The sequence below is a fragment of the Streptomyces sp. NPDC059452 genome (assembly GCF_042750035.1).
Taxonomy (GTDB): Bacteria; Actinomycetota; Actinomycetes; order Streptomycetales; family Streptomycetaceae; genus Streptomyces.
Genome location: NZ_JBHYVE010000014.1, coordinates 47,474 through 62,129 on the forward strand (window position 1 = coordinate 47,474; position 14,656 = coordinate 62,129).

Annotated in this window: 13 protein-coding genes; 6 read left to right on the forward strand and 7 right to left on the reverse strand. The window is 72.8% G+C overall.

What is annotated here, in order from left to right:
• Positions 1 to 41: 41 nt before the first annotated feature.
• Positions 42 to 566 (reverse strand): SUKH-3 domain-containing protein, encoded by a 525-nt coding sequence (locus tag ACFW9Z_RS19665; protein ID WP_384642208.1) that lies wholly within the window; start codon positions 564 to 566, stop codon positions 42 to 44.
• Between the two features lie 10 nt (positions 567 to 576).
• Positions 577 to 1,200, reverse strand: coding sequence for a YwqJ-related putative deaminase (locus ACFW9Z_RS19670; RefSeq protein WP_384642211.1), 624 nt, complete (start codon positions 1,198 to 1,200; stop codon positions 577 to 579).
• Positions 1,201 to 1,436: 236 nt separating this feature from the next.
• On the opposite strand from ACFW9Z_RS19670, the gene ACFW9Z_RS19675 reads away from it, so the two are divergent.
• The 3 genes from ACFW9Z_RS19675 to ACFW9Z_RS19685 all read left to right on the forward strand — a co-directional run bounded on the left by ACFW9Z_RS19675 (position 1,437) and on the right by ACFW9Z_RS19685 (position 6,312).
• Entirely contained in the window at positions 1,437 to 2,414 is a 978-nt protein-coding gene (locus ACFW9Z_RS19675; RefSeq protein WP_384642213.1) for an SMI1/KNR4 family protein, read from the forward strand.
• 5 nt (positions 2,415 to 2,419) lie between these two features.
• The gene (locus ACFW9Z_RS19680; protein WP_384642216.1) at positions 2,420 to 5,173 is read left to right on the forward strand and encodes an SUKH-4 family immunity protein; all 2,754 of its coding nucleotides are present in this window, start codon (positions 2,420 to 2,422) and stop codon (positions 5,171 to 5,173) included.
• A 239-nt stretch (positions 5,174 to 5,412) separates the two neighbouring features.
• Positions 5,413 to 6,312, forward strand: coding sequence for a cellulose-binding protein (locus ACFW9Z_RS19685; RefSeq protein ID WP_384642219.1), 900 nt, complete (start codon positions 5,413 to 5,415; stop codon positions 6,310 to 6,312).
• 36 nt (positions 6,313 to 6,348) lie between these two features.
• On the opposite strand, the gene ACFW9Z_RS19690 is transcribed toward ACFW9Z_RS19685, so the two are convergent.
• From ACFW9Z_RS19690 to ACFW9Z_RS19700, 3 genes are read right to left on the reverse strand one after another with little or no spacing between them, the layout of a single operon-like run.
• On the reverse strand, positions 6,349 to 6,666 hold the full coding sequence (locus ACFW9Z_RS19690; protein ID WP_384642222.1) for a hypothetical protein: 318 nt from the start codon (positions 6,664 to 6,666) through the stop codon (positions 6,349 to 6,351).
• Positions 6,618 to 7,433, reverse strand: coding sequence for a phosphotransferase (locus tag ACFW9Z_RS19695; protein ID WP_384642225.1), 816 nt, complete (start codon positions 7,431 to 7,433; stop codon positions 6,618 to 6,620). Before ACFW9Z_RS19695 ends, ACFW9Z_RS19690 begins: the two co-directional genes overlap by 49 nt.
• A 55-nt stretch (positions 7,434 to 7,488) precedes the next feature.
• Positions 7,489 to 7,878 carry a VOC family protein gene (locus ACFW9Z_RS19700; protein ID WP_384642228.1) on the reverse strand — a complete coding sequence of 130 codons (390 nt, stop codon included), beginning with the start codon at positions 7,876 to 7,878 and terminating at the stop codon, positions 7,489 to 7,491.
• Positions 7,879 to 8,047: 169 nt separating this feature from the next.
• On the opposite strand from ACFW9Z_RS19700, the gene ACFW9Z_RS19705 reads away from it, so the two are divergent.
• Positions 8,048 to 8,395 carry a VOC family protein gene (locus tag ACFW9Z_RS19705; protein ID WP_384642232.1) on the forward strand — a complete coding sequence of 116 codons (348 nt, stop codon included), beginning with the start codon at positions 8,048 to 8,050 and terminating at the stop codon, positions 8,393 to 8,395.
• 30 nt (positions 8,396 to 8,425) lie between these two features.
• Here the strand turns inward: ACFW9Z_RS19705 and ACFW9Z_RS19710 are convergent, their stop codons facing one another.
• Entirely contained in the window at positions 8,426 to 10,099 is a 1,674-nt protein-coding gene (locus ACFW9Z_RS19710; protein WP_384642235.1) for an MFS transporter, read from the reverse strand.
• A gap of 84 nt (positions 10,100 to 10,183) precedes the next feature.
• Complete coding sequence (locus ACFW9Z_RS19715) at positions 10,184 to 10,807, reverse strand: histidine phosphatase family protein (RefSeq protein ID WP_384642238.1); 624 nt, start codon at positions 10,805 to 10,807, stop codon at positions 10,184 to 10,186.
• A gap of 470 nt (positions 10,808 to 11,277) precedes the next feature.
• On the opposite strand from ACFW9Z_RS19715, the gene ACFW9Z_RS19720 reads away from it, so the two are divergent.
• Both ACFW9Z_RS19720 and ACFW9Z_RS19725 read left to right on the forward strand, forming a co-directional pair.
• Positions 11,278 to 12,066, forward strand: coding sequence for an ABC transporter ATP-binding protein (locus tag ACFW9Z_RS19720; protein ID WP_384642240.1), 789 nt, complete (start codon positions 11,278 to 11,280; stop codon positions 12,064 to 12,066).
• Positions 12,063 to 14,648 carry an ABC transporter permease gene (locus ACFW9Z_RS19725; protein WP_384642243.1) on the forward strand — a complete coding sequence of 862 codons (2,586 nt, stop codon included), beginning with the start codon at positions 12,063 to 12,065 and terminating at the stop codon, positions 14,646 to 14,648. The genes ACFW9Z_RS19720 and ACFW9Z_RS19725 overlap by 4 nt, the downstream gene beginning before the upstream one ends.
• Positions 14,649 to 14,656: the final 8 nt, after the last annotated feature.

Genomic DNA, 14,656 nt, shown 5'->3' on the forward strand with positions numbered 1-14,656 from the left:
GTCGGGCTGGAAGGGGACAGCAGGGCCCGGCGAGACGTGGCTCAGGCGCCCGGTGGGCTGGTCAGGCGTGCCGGCTGCGTGCCCGTGATCAGCGTTGCCAGCGCCTCGTCGATGTCCGGCCCCAGGAACCAGTCCCCCGTGTGGTCGATGCTGTAGACGCGGCCCTCGGTGTCGATGGCGAGGACCGCCTGTCCCTCCCCCTCCTCCCCGAGCGGCGCGACCTCCGTCTCCAGGGCGCGTCCGAGGTCGCCCAGGGTCCGGGCGAGGTGCAGCCCGTGCAGCGGGTCGATGCGTACGGCGGCGGGCGCGATGTGCCGGCCGGGTGCGGACGCGGTGATGCGGAGGGCGCCGAACTCCGCCCAGGCCTCGACCGCCGCCGGGAACACCGCGTGCCGGTGCCCGGCGGGCGAGGTGTGGGCGCGCAGGGCGTCGGCCCACTCCTCGGCCTGCCGGATGTCCCAGCGCCCGGGCTGCCACCCCGCTTCGCGGAGGGCGGCGTCGACGGCGACGGGGAAGCGGGTGGTGGAGGCGTGCTGCTGCGGAAGGTGCGGGAGCTGGTCGTGCATCGGTGGGCGGTCAGCCCTTCTCGGCGGTGGTCGCGGCGCCGGTGGTGGTGAGGTCGACGGGGCGTACGCCGAAGTGGGAGAGGAGTGCCGAACAGGATCGGCACGGTGGTGCGTAACTGCCGTGGAGCGGGTCGCCGTCCTCGCGGATGCGGCGGGCGGTGAGCCGGGAGTGCTTGAGCGCGCGGCGGGCCTCCCCGTTGGTCAGGGGTTTTCGCTGGGCGCGTCTGGAGCGGTTGCTTTCGGCGGCGGTGAGCTGCCGGGAGAGCAGTATGGCTTCGGGGCAGCGGCCGGTGAAGCGTTCGCGCTGGCCGCTGGTGAGGGTGTCGAGGAAGTCCTGTACGAGGGGGTGGAGCACCGGCGGCTGGTCCCCCTTGCCCGCGGTGCAGGTCAGCGTCTCTCCGCGTACGGACAGGGCGGCGGCCACGGCGGGGAGGATCCCGTCGCGGCGGTGGAGCAGGTGAGGCGTGCGGCTGGTCTCGGTGCTGCTCCAGTTGAGTCGAGGGTCCCCTGACGTTCCGGGCGCGCCGGACGCTCCGGATGCGCCGGGCGTACCGGCGGCTCCGGATGTCCCTGACGCACCCGGCGTACCCGGCGTGCCTGACGTACCTGATGTGACGGTTTGTGCTGAATGCATCGTGCTGTCGTCCCTCCCTGCAATCCCCCGAGTTGCGGGGACAGCCTGCCAAATGTGCTGGGTGGTGGGGAAGCTGGGGCGGGGAAAGGTGTCTGCGTGTCGCCCGAAGGTGCGAGACCGTCGCCGTACCGTCACGCGGATGTGACCGTTCGTGACGGGACCGGCGGGACGGGACCCCCTGTTGCCCCACCGCTTAGGCTGTGCGGAACCACCAGACGCAGCAGGGGGCAACCGCCATGACGACAGGTCGGCTCGGTCAGCAAGCCGCGCCACCGAACGCGGCCTACGCCGGGCAGGTCGTGCACTTTCCGGACCCGGTCCGGGCGTCCCGCCACCCCAGAGGTGTGCGCGTGGGCGGCAGCGGCCACCCGGACTTCTCGCCGTACGCGCGGGCCGCCGCCGAGATCGCCGATCCGCCGCAGGGGTTCGGTGTCGATGAGCTGCGGCTGACGGACTACGTGTCGGCGAACGCGGCGATGGCGGCGTCCGGTCATGAGCTGTGGGGCACGATTCCGGCGGTGGCGACGCCGCACGGCTGGACCTGGCACCACGTGGCGGGTGGCCGGCGGATGGAGCTGGTGCCGGTCGAGGTGAAGGCGCTGCTGCGTCATCACGGGGGTCTTGCGACGACCGAGGTGGACCAGAACCGCCGGGGTACGCGTCCGTTGCAGGAGACGCGTCCGGCACATTTCCGGCTGCCCAAGGGTGCGGTCGCGGTGAGCGAGCAGCAGATCCAGGGCGTCGAGGAGGACCTCGGTTACCGGCTGCCGGGCGCCTACCGTTCCTTCCTCAAGGCGGCGGGTGGTTCGGCCCCGGTGGGTGCCGCGCTGGATGCCGAGCTGGGGCTGCTGGTGGATCAGCCGTTCTTCACGGTGCGTGACGAGGCCGGGGTGAACGATCTGGTCTATGTGAACAAGTGTCTGCGGGACCACTTCACCAAGGACTACCTGGGCGTCGCCTTCGTCCAGGGCGGGATTCTGGCCGTGAAGGTGCGTGGGCAGGATGTCGGTTCGGTGTGGTTCTGCCCGTACGACGATGCCCGGGACCAGGACGGCTGGAGCGTGCAGGAGCGAGTGGAGCGGCTGTTGCTGCCCTGCGGTGCGGACTTCGATGCCTTCCTCCAGCGGCTCGCGGGCAATCCGCCGGAGCTGGAGACGGTGGCGAACCTGATGGTGGACGGTGGCTTCGCGCGTACCGTCCCGGTGGAGGGGTGAGCGCGGTGGTGACTTTCGCGCAGGCGCAGGAGCGGGCGGACGAGTGGGTCAACGGTGACGTGCCCGCGTACCAGCACCGTGAGGTCCGGGTCCGTGAGTTCGAGCTGGGTTTCGTGGTGTGGGCCGAGGACCGGGCGGAGGGCCCGGTCTCGGACGGTGGCCGTCAGCGGCTGGTGATCGCCCGGGACAGCGGCGAGGCGACGTTGTGGCCGGGGCTGCCGGTGGGTGAGGTGATCCGGCGGTACGAGGAGGAGTACGGGACTCCGTCGGGTGCGCCGGCCGCCGCGCCGGAGCCGCCGCAGCGGGTGGACCTGAACCAGACGTCGTTCCTGCTGACGCCGCCGGAGTGGCTCCAGGAGGCGGCGGACAAGCTGGGGATTCCGGATCACCGGGCGGAGCGGCGGGAGGCGGCTGCGGCTGCCTCGGCCGGTTCCGGGGCGGGGGCGGCCGAGGCCGCGTCGGCGTCGGCGTCGGAGGGCCCCGCGTCCGCATCCGTGCCCGCGCCTGCCGCGGGGTCGGAAGCGGAATCGGAATCGGGACAGGGATCCGCTCCTGATGCTGCTTCCCCGTCCGGCCCGCCCCCGCCCCCGACCCCTGCCGCCGACGCCCCCGCACCGGCCTCCGGGCCGAGCGGGGCGCCCGCCGATGCCCCGGCCGACGTCCGGCCCGCCCCCACCCCCGCAGACGCCACCCCGCCCCCGTCCGGCCCCCCGGGCGGCGGCTCCTCGCCCGCCTGGCCCGCCGCGGGCGGCAGTGCCGGCAGCGGTCCGGGCGGGGACTACGAGCCCACGGCCTCCGACGGCGTGCCCGCCGGGGCGACGCCCTGGGCCGGTACGGACACCAACAACTTCTCCGACTCCGACGACGGGTCCGTTCCGCTGCCCGCGACGGTGTTCGCGCCGCCGCTCTCGGGGACGGACGACGAGGAGGCCCCGCCGCCGGTGGTGTCGGCGGAGGCGCCCACCGCGCTGATGTCGGGGGGCAGCCAGTTGCCGCGTACGCAGGTGGCGCCCGCGCTCCGGCCCGACCAGGGCCCCCAGGACGGCGCCGGTGACATCGCGGGTGCGCCCACGAGCAAGGCCGTGGTGCCGCCGCGCGGTTCGCGTGGGGCGGGTTCGACGACCCCGCCGCCGCCCGGTGCGCCCGGCATCCCCGGCGTACGCCCCGGTGCGACGCCGCCGCCCCCCTCCGGCCCGGGTGCGCCCGGTGCTCCGGCGGGCGGGTACATCCCGACGCAGCTCGTCTCCCAGCTCGGCCCGCCGCCCCCGCCGGGTGCCACGCCGCCGCCCGGCCCGCCCGGCGCTCCGCAGCCTCCCGGTCCCCCCGGCCCGCCGCCGGGCTCGACGCCGCCTCCGGGTGGCGGGGTCCACCACGCGGCGACGATGCTCGCCGACGGGAGCAGCATCGGTGCGGGCGTCCCGGCCCCGGGCGCGCCCCGCCCGCCGGGTCCGCCCGGTGTCCCGGGTGCTCCGCTGCCGCCGGGCCCTCCCGGTGTGCCCGGCGCCCCGCATCCTCCCGGTCCTCCTGGCCCGCCGCCCGGCTCCACGCCGCCTCCCGGTGGCGGGGTGCACCAGGCCGAGACGATGTTCGCGAACTCCGGCCCGATCCCGGTCCCCGGCCCGCCGGGTCCTCCGGGTCCGCCCGGTCCGCCCGGGGTTCCGCAGGGCGGCGCCCCCGGCCCCGTACCGCAGGCGCCCCAGCCCCCCGGCCCGCACACCCCGCCGCCTCCCGGTATGCACACCCCGCCGCCCCCGGCGTACGGCTATCCGCAGCAGCCCAGCGGTCTGCCGACCGTGGGTCCTGGCTACCAGGCGGTGCTGCGGTTCCGGGCGCCGGACGGCAGCGAGCAGCAGCTGATCCGGCGTTCGGCGCCGGGTACCCCGCACCCCGAGTGGCAGATGCTGCACGAGCTGCGGGCGATGAACGTGCCGCCGCAGCAGGTGATCGAGCTGCACACGGAGCTGGAGTCGTGCGAGCTGCCGGGCGGGTACTGCGCCCGGATGATCCGGGAGACCTGGCCGCAGGTGCGGATCACGAGCGTGGCTCCGTACGGTGCCGATCACGCGAGCCGTCAGCAGGGCATGCTGCATCTGCTGACGCACCAGGGTGAGCTGCACCAGGTGGCGGACGGTCCGGCGCGGCCCGCTCCGGTGCGGGCGCCGCTGCCGCAGATGCCGCCCGCGCCCGCGCTGCCGCCGGAGGCGGTGGCCGAGGAGCTGCTCCAGGCGTTCGGTCCGCAGGGGATCCTCCGGTTCGACCAGCGTGCGGTGTCGCGGCAGGGAGTGCCGGAGATCGTGGCACGGACCCTCGTATGGGCGGGGCTGCCCGCCGATTTTGGGCCGTTCTTCTGGGCGCAGCCGGGTCAGCCGGTGGTGCCGACGCTGGGTGAGGTGGCGGCACAGCGACAGGTGCAGGCGCCGCCGGACGCGGGGTCGTACCTGGTGATGGGTACGGACTTCGGGCGCGCGATCTGTGTCCAGTACGGGACGGCGAACATCGTGGCCGTGCCGGTGGAGGCGGGTCCGGGCGGTCAGCCGGTGGCGCCGCAGTTCGTGAACACGGGGCTGCCGGAGTTCGTGCGGTCGATGGCGTTGCTGGGCCGGATGTGGCGGCTGCGGTTCGGGCTGACGCCGGAGCAGGCGGGGCGTTGGACCGTCGATTTTCAGGCACAGCTGGTGGCGCTGGACCCGGCGGCGCTGGCGTCGCCGGAGAGCTGGTGGTCGGTGCTGCTGGAGCAGATGTGGGACGGTCTGCTCTGATCCGTACCTTTGGCCGATAAGCGTTGTACGAGGCACCCGCTCCGGGACGGATCGGGTGCCTCGCCACGTTACGGGCGCTCGTGGGTGTGTGACGCCGGTCGCTTTCCGTCCTGAAAGCATCTGATCGATTCCGACTTCCGGCACCAATTGCCGCATCCTTGACGTATCGCGGGGAGACCCGTGCGCGCCCGCGTGTCTGTGTGTTCGCGTGTCCGTATGTCGTAGAGGGGCTTCAGGCTATGAGTGCTGGACCGGTGTCCGCGTTCGACGTCGTCGGCGTACGGGGGCGTGGTTACCGTCCGGAGCAGGTGGACCGGGCGGTGGCGGCCCGGACGGCCGAGCGGGACACGGCGCTCGCGGAGGTCGTACGGCTGGAGGGGCTGGCGCGGGAGCTGGCGGCGGAGGCGGCCCGGCTGGCGGAGGCCGCGGCGGCGCTGCCCGTGCAGGACTACGCGGAGCTGGGGGAGCGGGCCCAGCGGATTCTGGGGCTGGCGCGGGAGCAGGCGGAGTCGCTGCGGGCGGAGGCGGTGGCGGCGGGCCAGGAGCTGGCGGACGCGGCGGACGCCGAGGCCCGGGCGCTGGCGGACGCGGCGAAGGAGGCGGCGGACGCGGTGCGGGCTGCCGCCGTGGCGGCGGCGGAGGAGCGGGTCGCGGAGGCGGTCCGGGAGGCGGAGGGGGTGCTCGCGGCGGCCCGTAAGGAGGCCGGGGAGGTGCGCGGGGCGGCGGAGGCCGCGATGGCGCAGACCCGGAGCCGTACGGCGAGTGTGCTGGCCCACCAGGAGCAGGAGCACGCGGAGCGCCTCAAGGCGGCCGAGGCCGAGATCGCCGCCGCCGAGGCGGAGTTGGAGGCACGCCACACGGAGCTGACCGAGCGGGCGGAGGCCCTCCTCGCGGAGGCGGCCCGCGCCCTCGCCCAGACGGAGGAGGCGGCCCGGCACGGCCAGGAGGACGCGGAGGCGCGAGCGGTCGAGATCCTGTCGGAGGCGCGGGTGCGCGAGGAGCGGATCGTCCGGGAGACCGAGCGCGTGCTGCGGGAGCACGAGGAGGGCCGCGAGGAGGTCCAGGCCCACATGGCCCACGTCCGCAGCTCGCTGGCGGCGCTGACGGGGCGGGTGACGGCGGGGGCGGGGGAGGACTGAGGGCCCCGCGCAGAGGGCCGTTCGTCGGTCGGGGTGCTACGGCGGCCAGGTGCGTTCGATGCGATCGTGCCGGACGGCGTACGCGGACGGGCCACCCTTCTCGATCGCCTGGTGGATCGCCGTGCGGTGGGCGTCGAGCCGTTCGACCATCTGGATGCTGCGGAGCTGCTGGTTGTCCAGGTAGAAGAAGACGGCGGCGTGGTCCAGGACGGGCTGGATCTCGGCGTCCCGGGTCCGGCGCGGCCCGACGGTGGAGTCTGAGGCCGTTCCCCGGCCCCAGGCCCGTAAGTCCGTTGCGGTCCAGGTCAGTCCGACAGCGCGGCGGTGAACACGTCGTGGTGAGCTGCCAGCCACTTCTGGGCGCGGTCCCACCGCTGCCAGCCGCCGTGCTCGGACAGGGCCCGGGTGTAGACGGGGTTCCCGTCGGCCACCCGCCCGGCGACGAAGGCCCGGCAGGTCGCGGTGGCTTGTTCGATGACGCCGGGGAGTTCGGCGCGCTCCTGTGGAGAAAGGCCGTAGCCGTCGGCGAGCGTCCGCAGGCGTGTCGGGGCGTCCAGTCCGGCGGGGTAGGACGCCGACGCGGACACGGGGTCGGTCATCGGAACCCAGTAGCGGGCGGCCATGGCGACATCCCACAGCGCCCGGCCGGGGGCGGCCAGGTCGAAATCGATCAGGGCTGTGGCGCGGCCGTCGCGGAAGACCACGTTGTCCGGACAGACGTCGTTGTGGCACAGCAGCGTTCCGCCCGCCGGATCGGCCAGGGACGTGGGCCACGCGACGCCCGGCTCCACCGGGATGCGCGCGCTCGCCTCGTGCAGGCGCCGCAGCAGGCGGCCCACCGATCGCAGGGCGCTCTCGGTCATCGCCCAGCAGGGATACGGCGGCAGGGCGACATCGCCGGGGAGGAAGGTCAGCTGCTCGCGGCCGTCGCCGGTGAGCCGGACCGGTGTCGGAGCCCCGTCGAACCCGTGCTTTCCGAGCGCGAGGAGATGGGCGTGGAGGGCGCGCGCGGTGGGCGGTGCCGGGCGTTCCACCAGAGCACCGCGGCGGAAGACCGCGCCCGCGTTCACCATGCCGCCGACCAGGGCTTCGCCCTCTGGTGTCCTGTCCTCGGCTGTCATGCCGGTCACGCTACCGCTGGGCCGGTCCGGCGGTCAGCCGTAGGAAGGGCCTGCCCTACGGGCCCTCCACGATCTGGATCAGGTTGCCGCAGGTGTCGTCCAGGACGGCGGTCGTGACCGGGCCCATCGCCAGCGGCTCCTGGGTGAAGCGGACCCCGAGGCCGCGCAGCCGGTCGAACTCCGCCCGTACGTCGTCGACGGCGAAGGCCGTGGCCGGGATGCCGTCCTCGAACAGGGCCGTCGTGTACGGCTTCACGGCGCGGTGCTTGTCGGGCTCCAGCAGCAGTTCGGTGCCGTCGGGGCTCTCCGGTGAGACGACGGTCAGCCAGCGGTCCTCGCCGCCCATCGGAACGTCGTGCTTCTTCACGAAGCCCAGGACGTCCGTGTAGAAGCGTAGGGCCTTCTCCTGGTCGTCGACGAAGAGGCTGGTCAGGTGGATTCTCATGAGGGGCTCTCCGGTGCGTCGGCGGGCCGCCGGCCATGGCGCCGACGACGCATCCCCGGTGGCGCCGACGCGAGGGTGGGGCGAAAGTGCGTGTCGCCAGCGGACCGGGCGTAGTACTCCTGGGGCACATGGAACCATGTCTGTTCCCCCCTGGAGCCTGGAGTCCTTGATGGCCGTTCGCCGTGTCGTGCCCAACCTTCAGTCGGAGGCCGTACGGGAGAGCCGGGAGTTCTACGGGCTGCTGGGGTTCGAGGAGGTCATGAACCACGGCTGGATCATGACGCTCGCCTCCCCGTCCAGCCCGGCGGCGCAGATCAGCGTCATGAGCAGTGACAGGACCGCGCCCGTCACGCCCGACCTCAGCATCGAGGTGGACGACGTGGACGCGGCGTACGCGGTCGTGCGGGAGAGCGGTGCGGAGATCGTGCACCCCTTGCAGGACGAGGAGTGGGGCGTACGGCGGTTCTTCGTCCGGGACCCCGGCGGGCGGGTGGTCAACGTTCTGGGCCACCGCTGAGCGGTCGACGTTCTGGCCACCGCCGAGTGGTCAACGCTCCGGGCCACCGCTGACGGGCCCCGGGGAGGGGGCCGCCGTGTCGGTGGTGTCGGGCAGCACCGGGAAGCGGCGCGGGGCCAGGACGACGAGGGCGAGGAGGGCCAGGGCCGCTGCCCCGGCGGCGCCGATGTAGACGTAGTCCACCGCCGTGTCCACCGCCCGGCGCAGGTAGTCCGTCGCCGCCTCCGAGAGCGTCCCCGGGTCCTCCACCAGGGTGCGGGCGACCGCGTCCAGGTCGTCGGGGAGCCCGGGTACGGGGGCGTCCAGGAGGCGCGCGGCCAGCACGCTGTTGGCCACCGCCCCGAAGACGGCCGCGCCGATGCTCTGGCCCACCTGGCGGCAGAAGAGGACGGACGCCGTCGTCGTACCGCGCTCCGCCCATCCCACCGTCGACTGCACGCCCACGATCAGGGGGAGTTGGAAGAGGCCGAGGGCCGCGCCGAGGACCAGCATGATCAGGGCGGGGTGCCAGGGTTCGCCGGGGTAGGGGAGCAGCGGGAAGGCCAGCAGGGTCAGCAGGGCGGCGCTCATGCCGACGATGGCGGTGAGCCGGAAGCCGATGCGGTTGTAGACCCGGTCGGCGAGGGCCGCCGAGACGGGCCAGCTCAGGGTCATGACGGAGAGCACGAACCCGGCGGCGATCGGGCCGAGGCCGAGGACCGACTGCGCGTACGTGGGCAGGAAGACGGTCGGCGCGACCATCAGCAGGCCCATCGCACCCAGGGCCAGGTTGACCGAGGCGATGGTGCGGCGCCGCCACACCCACCCCGGGATGATCGGTTCGGCCGCCCGCCGTTCGATGACGACGGTCAGGGCGGCCAGCGCCGCGCTCGCCGCGAACAGGCCCAGCGAGGGCGCCGAGAGCCAGGGCCAGGCGACCCCGCCCTGGACGAGCGCGGTGAGCAGCAGGGTGCCGGTCGCGAAGACGGCCAGGGCGCCCGCCCAGTCGATACGGGGTCGGGTCCGGGTCTTCGGGCGTGCGGGTTCGTGGAGGTGGCGGACGACCAGCCAGAGGGCGAACGCGCCGACCGGGAGGTTGATGAGGAAGATCCACCGCCAGTCGGCGTACCCGGCGAGCAGCCCGCCGACCACGGGCCCGGCCACGGCCGAGGTGGCCCAGACGGTGGACAACTTGGCCTGGATGCGCGGCCGTTCCTTGAGGGGGTAGAGGTCGGCGGCGATGGTCTGGACGGTGCCCTGGAGGGCTCCGCCGCCGAGGCCCTGGACGACGCGGAAGGCGATGAGCGCGCCCATGTTCCAGGCGGCGGCGCAGAGCAGGGAGCCGACGAGGAAGAGGATGATGCCCGCGATCAGGACCGGCTTGCGGCCGAAGGTGTCGGAGAGCTTCCCGTACACCGGGAGCGTGACGGTGACGGCGAGCAGGTAGCCGGAGAAGAGCCAGGAGAAGACGGCGAAGCCGCCGAGGTCGCCGACGATCTGGGGTACGGCGGTGGAGACGATGGTCCCGTCGATGGCGACCAGCGCCATGCAGAGCATGAGGGCCACGACGACGGGGCGGCGGCCACGGGGGGTGGTGAGCGCGGCGGGGGCTCCGGGCGGCGGCTCGGACGACGGGGTTACGGGGCTGCCGCCCGGGGAGGGCGGGCCGCCGCCTCCCGTACGGTGCGTGCCGCCCTTGCCGTCGCTGGCCTCCGTGCCGCCCACCGGTATTCCTTCCCCATGCACGTACCTCCCGGGGCACTGTCTCATCCCGGGCGGCGGGCGCGGGGGCGTTCCCGTGGTTCGGGGTCAGATGTGCAGTTCGGGCGGGAAGCCGGTCCAGCGCAGGTCGGCGGGGAGGTGGCGCAGGTCGTTGGAGAGGAGGACGGCGGCGGGGCGGTCGGGTGCGTAACGGATGACCGTCAGGGCCGCGTTGGCGTGGTTGAGGCCGAGCCAGCGCCACTTGGGCGCGTACATGGCGTCCCGTACGAGCCAGGCGACCAGGAAGTTGTGGGTGACGACCAGTTCGTGCCGGTCCTCCTCGCCGTCGACCGGGCCGGTGAACCGTTCCAGCGCCCGGCGGGCGAGTGCGGGGCCGTGCTCGCGCTCCTCGGTACCGGCGCCGTCGAGGAAGCGGAGGAACAAGTCCGCTGACTCTGCGGGGAGTTCGTCCCGCTCCGGGAGGTGGGGTACGTAGTCCCCGGCGAGCTCCGAGCGGTGCAGGGGGACGTTCCGCAGCTGTTCGCCGATCAGGTGGGCGGTCTCTTCCGCCCTCGGCAGCGGGCCGTGGTGGACGGCCGCGAGGGGGGTGTCCGCGAGGCGTCGGCCGAGCAGGGTGGCCTGTCGGCGCCCGTTCTCCGTCAGTCCGCTCTCGTCCGGTGTCGCCTCGCCGTGCCGGACGAGGTAGAGGTATCGGGTGGCTGTGGCGGTCATTCCCAATCCTTCGGGTCGGCCGGTGATCTTGTCCATCGGTGGACGCCACCGCTTGCGGGGCTGGTTCCGGCTCCGGCTCCGACTCCGGCTCCGTTCCGACTCGGGCTCCGGCTCCGTTCCGGCTCCGGCTCCGGCTCTGTTCCGGCTCCGGTTCCGTTCGGTTCCGGTGAGGGGACCCTGATCCTGCCTCCCTCCCGACCCTGACCCCGCCTCCCTCCGGAGGGCGAGCCCCCCTAGGGGGCACCCCCTCATAGTGGCCAGGGCCCCTTCCTCCCGGCGGAGGACGTGGCGGGCGGGGGCGTTTCCTTAGCCTGTTCTTACGTCGCGCTTGCGGCACGCAGCAGGGGGGAGGGTGGGGAAAACCCCATCTCAGGACTGCGCTGGGCACCATTACGCCGGACCGCCTCCGCGACCCAGAATCGGACCGTACCCCATGGCACCGAGCCATGGAATGACATAGGAGACATACCGTGACAACGGCTGTAAGCATTCCCAGGCACGGGGGTACTGGAGGGCGTACGGCCGTCGCGGCGCGAGCGCGGCAGGTCGTCAAGGCGTACGGGAGCGGGGAGACCCGGGTCGTCGCGCTCGACCATGTCGACGTGGACATCGCCCGCGGGCAGTTCACGGCGATCATGGGCCCGTCCGGCTCCGGCAAGTCGACGCTGATGCACTGCCTGGCCGGGCTCGACACGGTGACGTCGGGCGAGATCTTCCTCGACGAGACCGAGATCACCCAGCTGAAGGACAAGAAGCTCACCCGGCTCCGGCGCGACCGGATCGGCTTCATCTTCCAGGCGTTCAACCTGCTCCCGACGCTCAACGCGATCGAGAACATCACGCTGCCGATGGACATCGCGGGCCGTAAGCCCGACGCCGACTGGCTCCGCCAGGTCGTGGAGACCGTCGGGCTCGCCGAGCGCCTCAAGCACCGCCCCACCCAGCTCTCCGGCGGCCAGCAGCAGCGCGTCGCGGTCGCCCGCGCGCTCGCCGCCCGGCCCGAGATCATCTTCGGCGACGAGCCGACGGGCAACCTGGACTCCCGGGCCGGGGCCGAGGTCCTCTCCTTCCTCCGCAAGTCGGTCGACGAGCTGGGCCAGACCATCGTCATGGTCACTCACGACCCCGTCGCCGCCTCCTACGCGGACCGGGTGCTGTATCTCGCCGACGGCTCCATCGTCGACGAGATGTACGACCCGACCGCGGACCAGGTCCTCGACCGCATGAAGCACTTCGACGCACGCGGGCGGACGTCATGACCGTGTGGAAGACCTCGATGCGCAACTTTTTCGCGCACAAGGGCCGGATGGCCCTCTCCGCGGTGGCGGTGCTGCTGTCCGTGGCGTTCGTCTGCGGCACGCTCGTGTTCACCGACACGATGAACACGACCTTTGACAAGCTCTTCGCCGTGACCTCCCCGGATGTCACGGTCAGCCCGAAGGACGCCACCGAGAACGACGAGCAGCCCGACAACGGCAAGCCCGTCGCCCTGCCCGCCTCGGTCGTCCAGCAGGTGGCGAAGGCCGAGGGCGTCAAGAAGGCCGAGGGCGCCGTCTTCTCCATGGCGGTCACCGTCGTCAACAGCGAGAACAAGAACATGGGCTCGGAGACCGGAGCCCCCACCATCGCGGGCAACTGGACCGAGAACGACCTGCGGTCGATGGAGATCACCTCCGGACACGCGCCGCGCGGCCCCACCGAGGTGATGGTCGACGCCGACACCGCGAAGAAGCACAAGCTCAAGATCGGCGACGAGCTGCGCACCATAGCCGCCACCGGTGACATCAGGGCGAAGATCAGCGGCATCGCGTCCTTCACCGTCACCAACCCGGGCGCGGCCGTCGTCTACCTCGACACCGCCACCGCCCAGAAGCACCTGCTGGGCGCCCCCGACCTCTTCAACCAGGTCTCGGTGACCGCCGAGAGCGGCGTCAGCGACACCCAGCTGAAGAAGAACGTGGCCGCGGTCCTCGACGGCTCCGGCGCGTACAAGCTCCAGACCCAGCAGGAGGCCGCCGAGGCCAACAAGGACTCCATGGGCGCCTTCCTGGACGTCATGAAGTACGCGATGCTCGGCTTCGCCGGGATCGCCCTGCTCGTCGGCATCTTCCTCATCGTCAACACCTTCTCGATGCTCGTCGCCCAGCGGACCCGCGAGATCGGCCTGATGCGGGCCATCGGCTCCAGCCGCAAGCAGGTCAACCGGTCCGTGCTGCTGGAGGCGGTCCTGCTCGGCGTCGTCGGCTCCGCCCTCGGTGTCGCCGCCGGTATCGGGCTCGCCGTCGGGCTGATGAAGCTGATGGGCGCGGTGGGCATGGAGCTGTCCACCAGGGACCTCACCGTCGCCTGGACGACCCCCGTGGTCGGCCTCGTGCTCGGTGTCGTCGTCACCGTCCTCGCCGCGTACATCCCGGCCCGGCGGGCCGGGAAGGTCTCCCCGATGGCCGCGCTCCGCGACGCCGGGACCCCCGCCGACGGCCGGTCCGGCTGGGTCAGGGCCGGGATCGGCCTGGTCCTCACCGGGGCCGGTGGCGCGTCCCTGTGGGTGACGACGCAGGCCGACAAGGCGGCCGAGGGCTCGGTCTTCCTGGCCTTCGGTGTGCTGCTCACCCTGATCGGCTTCATCGTGATCGGCCCACTGCTGGCCGGTGTCGTCGTCCGGGCGCTCAGCGTGGTTGTCCTGCGGCTCTTCGGCCCGGTCGGCCGGCTGGCCGAGCGCAACGCGCTGCGCAACCCCCGGCGTACGGGGGCGACCGGCGCGGCCCTGATGATCGGGCTCGCCCTGGTCGCCTGCCTCTCCGTCGTCGGGTCCTCCATGGTGGCCTCGGCCACCGACGAGCTCGACAAGTCGGTCGGCGCGGACTTCATCGTCCAGGACAGCGGCGCGGGCCGGCCGATCGTGCCCCAGGCCGCCGAGGCCGTGCACGCGGTCCCCGGCCTGGAGCACATGACCGACTACACCTTCATCAAGGCGAAGATCACCGCCCCGAACGGCAAGACGGTCGACGAGGGCATCACCGCCGCCGACCCGACGTACCAGCAGGACGTCCGCCGCACCACCGTCTCCGGCGACCTGGCCAAGGCGTACGACAAGGACGCCATGTCCGTCGGCGAGGACTACGCCGACAAGTACGGCGTCAAGGTCGGGGACACCCTCACCGTCGCGTTCACGTCGGGGGAGAGCGCGAAGCTGAAGGTCGCCGCCATCACCTCCGACGACACGAACATCGACCGCGGCGCCATGTACATCAACATGACCACGGCGACCTCCTACATAGCCGCCGACAAGATGCCGCAGAACGTGGCGATGCTCGGCAAGGCCGAGGAGGGCAAGGAGAAGGAGGCGTACGCGGGCCTCAAGAGCGCGCTCGCCGAGTACCCGGTCTACAAGGTGCAGAACCAGGCCGACTTCAAGGAGGACCTGAAGAACCAGATCGGCCAGCTCCTGAACATCGTGTACGGCCTGCTCGCCCTCGCGATCATCGTCGCGGTGCTCGGCGTGGTGAACACCCTCGCCCTCTCCGTGGTCGAACGCACCCGGGAGATCGGCCTGATGAGGGCCATCGGCCTCTCCCGCCGCCAGCTCCGCCGCATGATCCGGCTGGAGTCCGTGGTCATCGCCCTCTTCGGCGCCCTGCTCGGACTGGGGCTGGGGATGGGCTGGGGCACCGCCGCCCAGAAGCTGCTGGCCCTGGAGGGGCTGGAGGTCCTGGACATCCCGTGGCCGACGATCCTCACGGTCTTCGCCTGCTCGGCGCTGGTCGGACTGTTCGCCGCACTCGTCCCGGCCTTCCGGGCGGGGAGGATGAACGTCCTCAACGCCATCGCGACGGATGGGTGAGCCAACGC

Excerpts from the sequence above, each read along its gene's own strand:
- ACFW9Z_RS19665 (WP_384642208.1), bottom strand. The coding sequence starts at position 566 with ATGCACGACCAGCTCCCGCACCTTCCGCAGCAGCACGCCTCCACCACC.
- ACFW9Z_RS19670 (WP_384642211.1), bottom strand. The coding sequence starts at position 1,200 with ATGCATTCAGCACAAACCGTCACATCAGGTACGTCAGGCACGCCGGGT.
- ACFW9Z_RS19675 (WP_384642213.1), top strand. The coding sequence starts at position 1,437 with ATGACGACAGGTCGGCTCGGTCAGCAAGCCGCGCCACCGAACGCGGCC.
- ACFW9Z_RS19685 (WP_384642219.1), top strand. The coding sequence starts at position 5,413 with ATGAGTGCTGGACCGGTGTCCGCGTTCGACGTCGTCGGCGTACGGGGG.
- ACFW9Z_RS19695 (WP_384642225.1), bottom strand. The coding sequence starts at position 7,433 with ATGACAGCCGAGGACAGGACACCAGAGGGCGAAGCCCTGGTCGGCGGC.
- ACFW9Z_RS19700 (WP_384642228.1), bottom strand. The coding sequence starts at position 7,878 with ATGAGAATCCACCTGACCAGCCTCTTCGTCGACGACCAGGAGAAGGCC.
- ACFW9Z_RS19705 (WP_384642232.1), top strand. The coding sequence starts at position 8,048 with ATGGCCGTTCGCCGTGTCGTGCCCAACCTTCAGTCGGAGGCCGTACGG.
- ACFW9Z_RS19715 (WP_384642238.1), bottom strand. The coding sequence starts at position 10,807 with ATGACCGCCACAGCCACCCGATACCTCTACCTCGTCCGGCACGGCGAG.
- ACFW9Z_RS19725 (WP_384642243.1), top strand. The coding sequence starts at position 12,063 with ATGACCGTGTGGAAGACCTCGATGCGCAACTTTTTCGCGCACAAGGGC.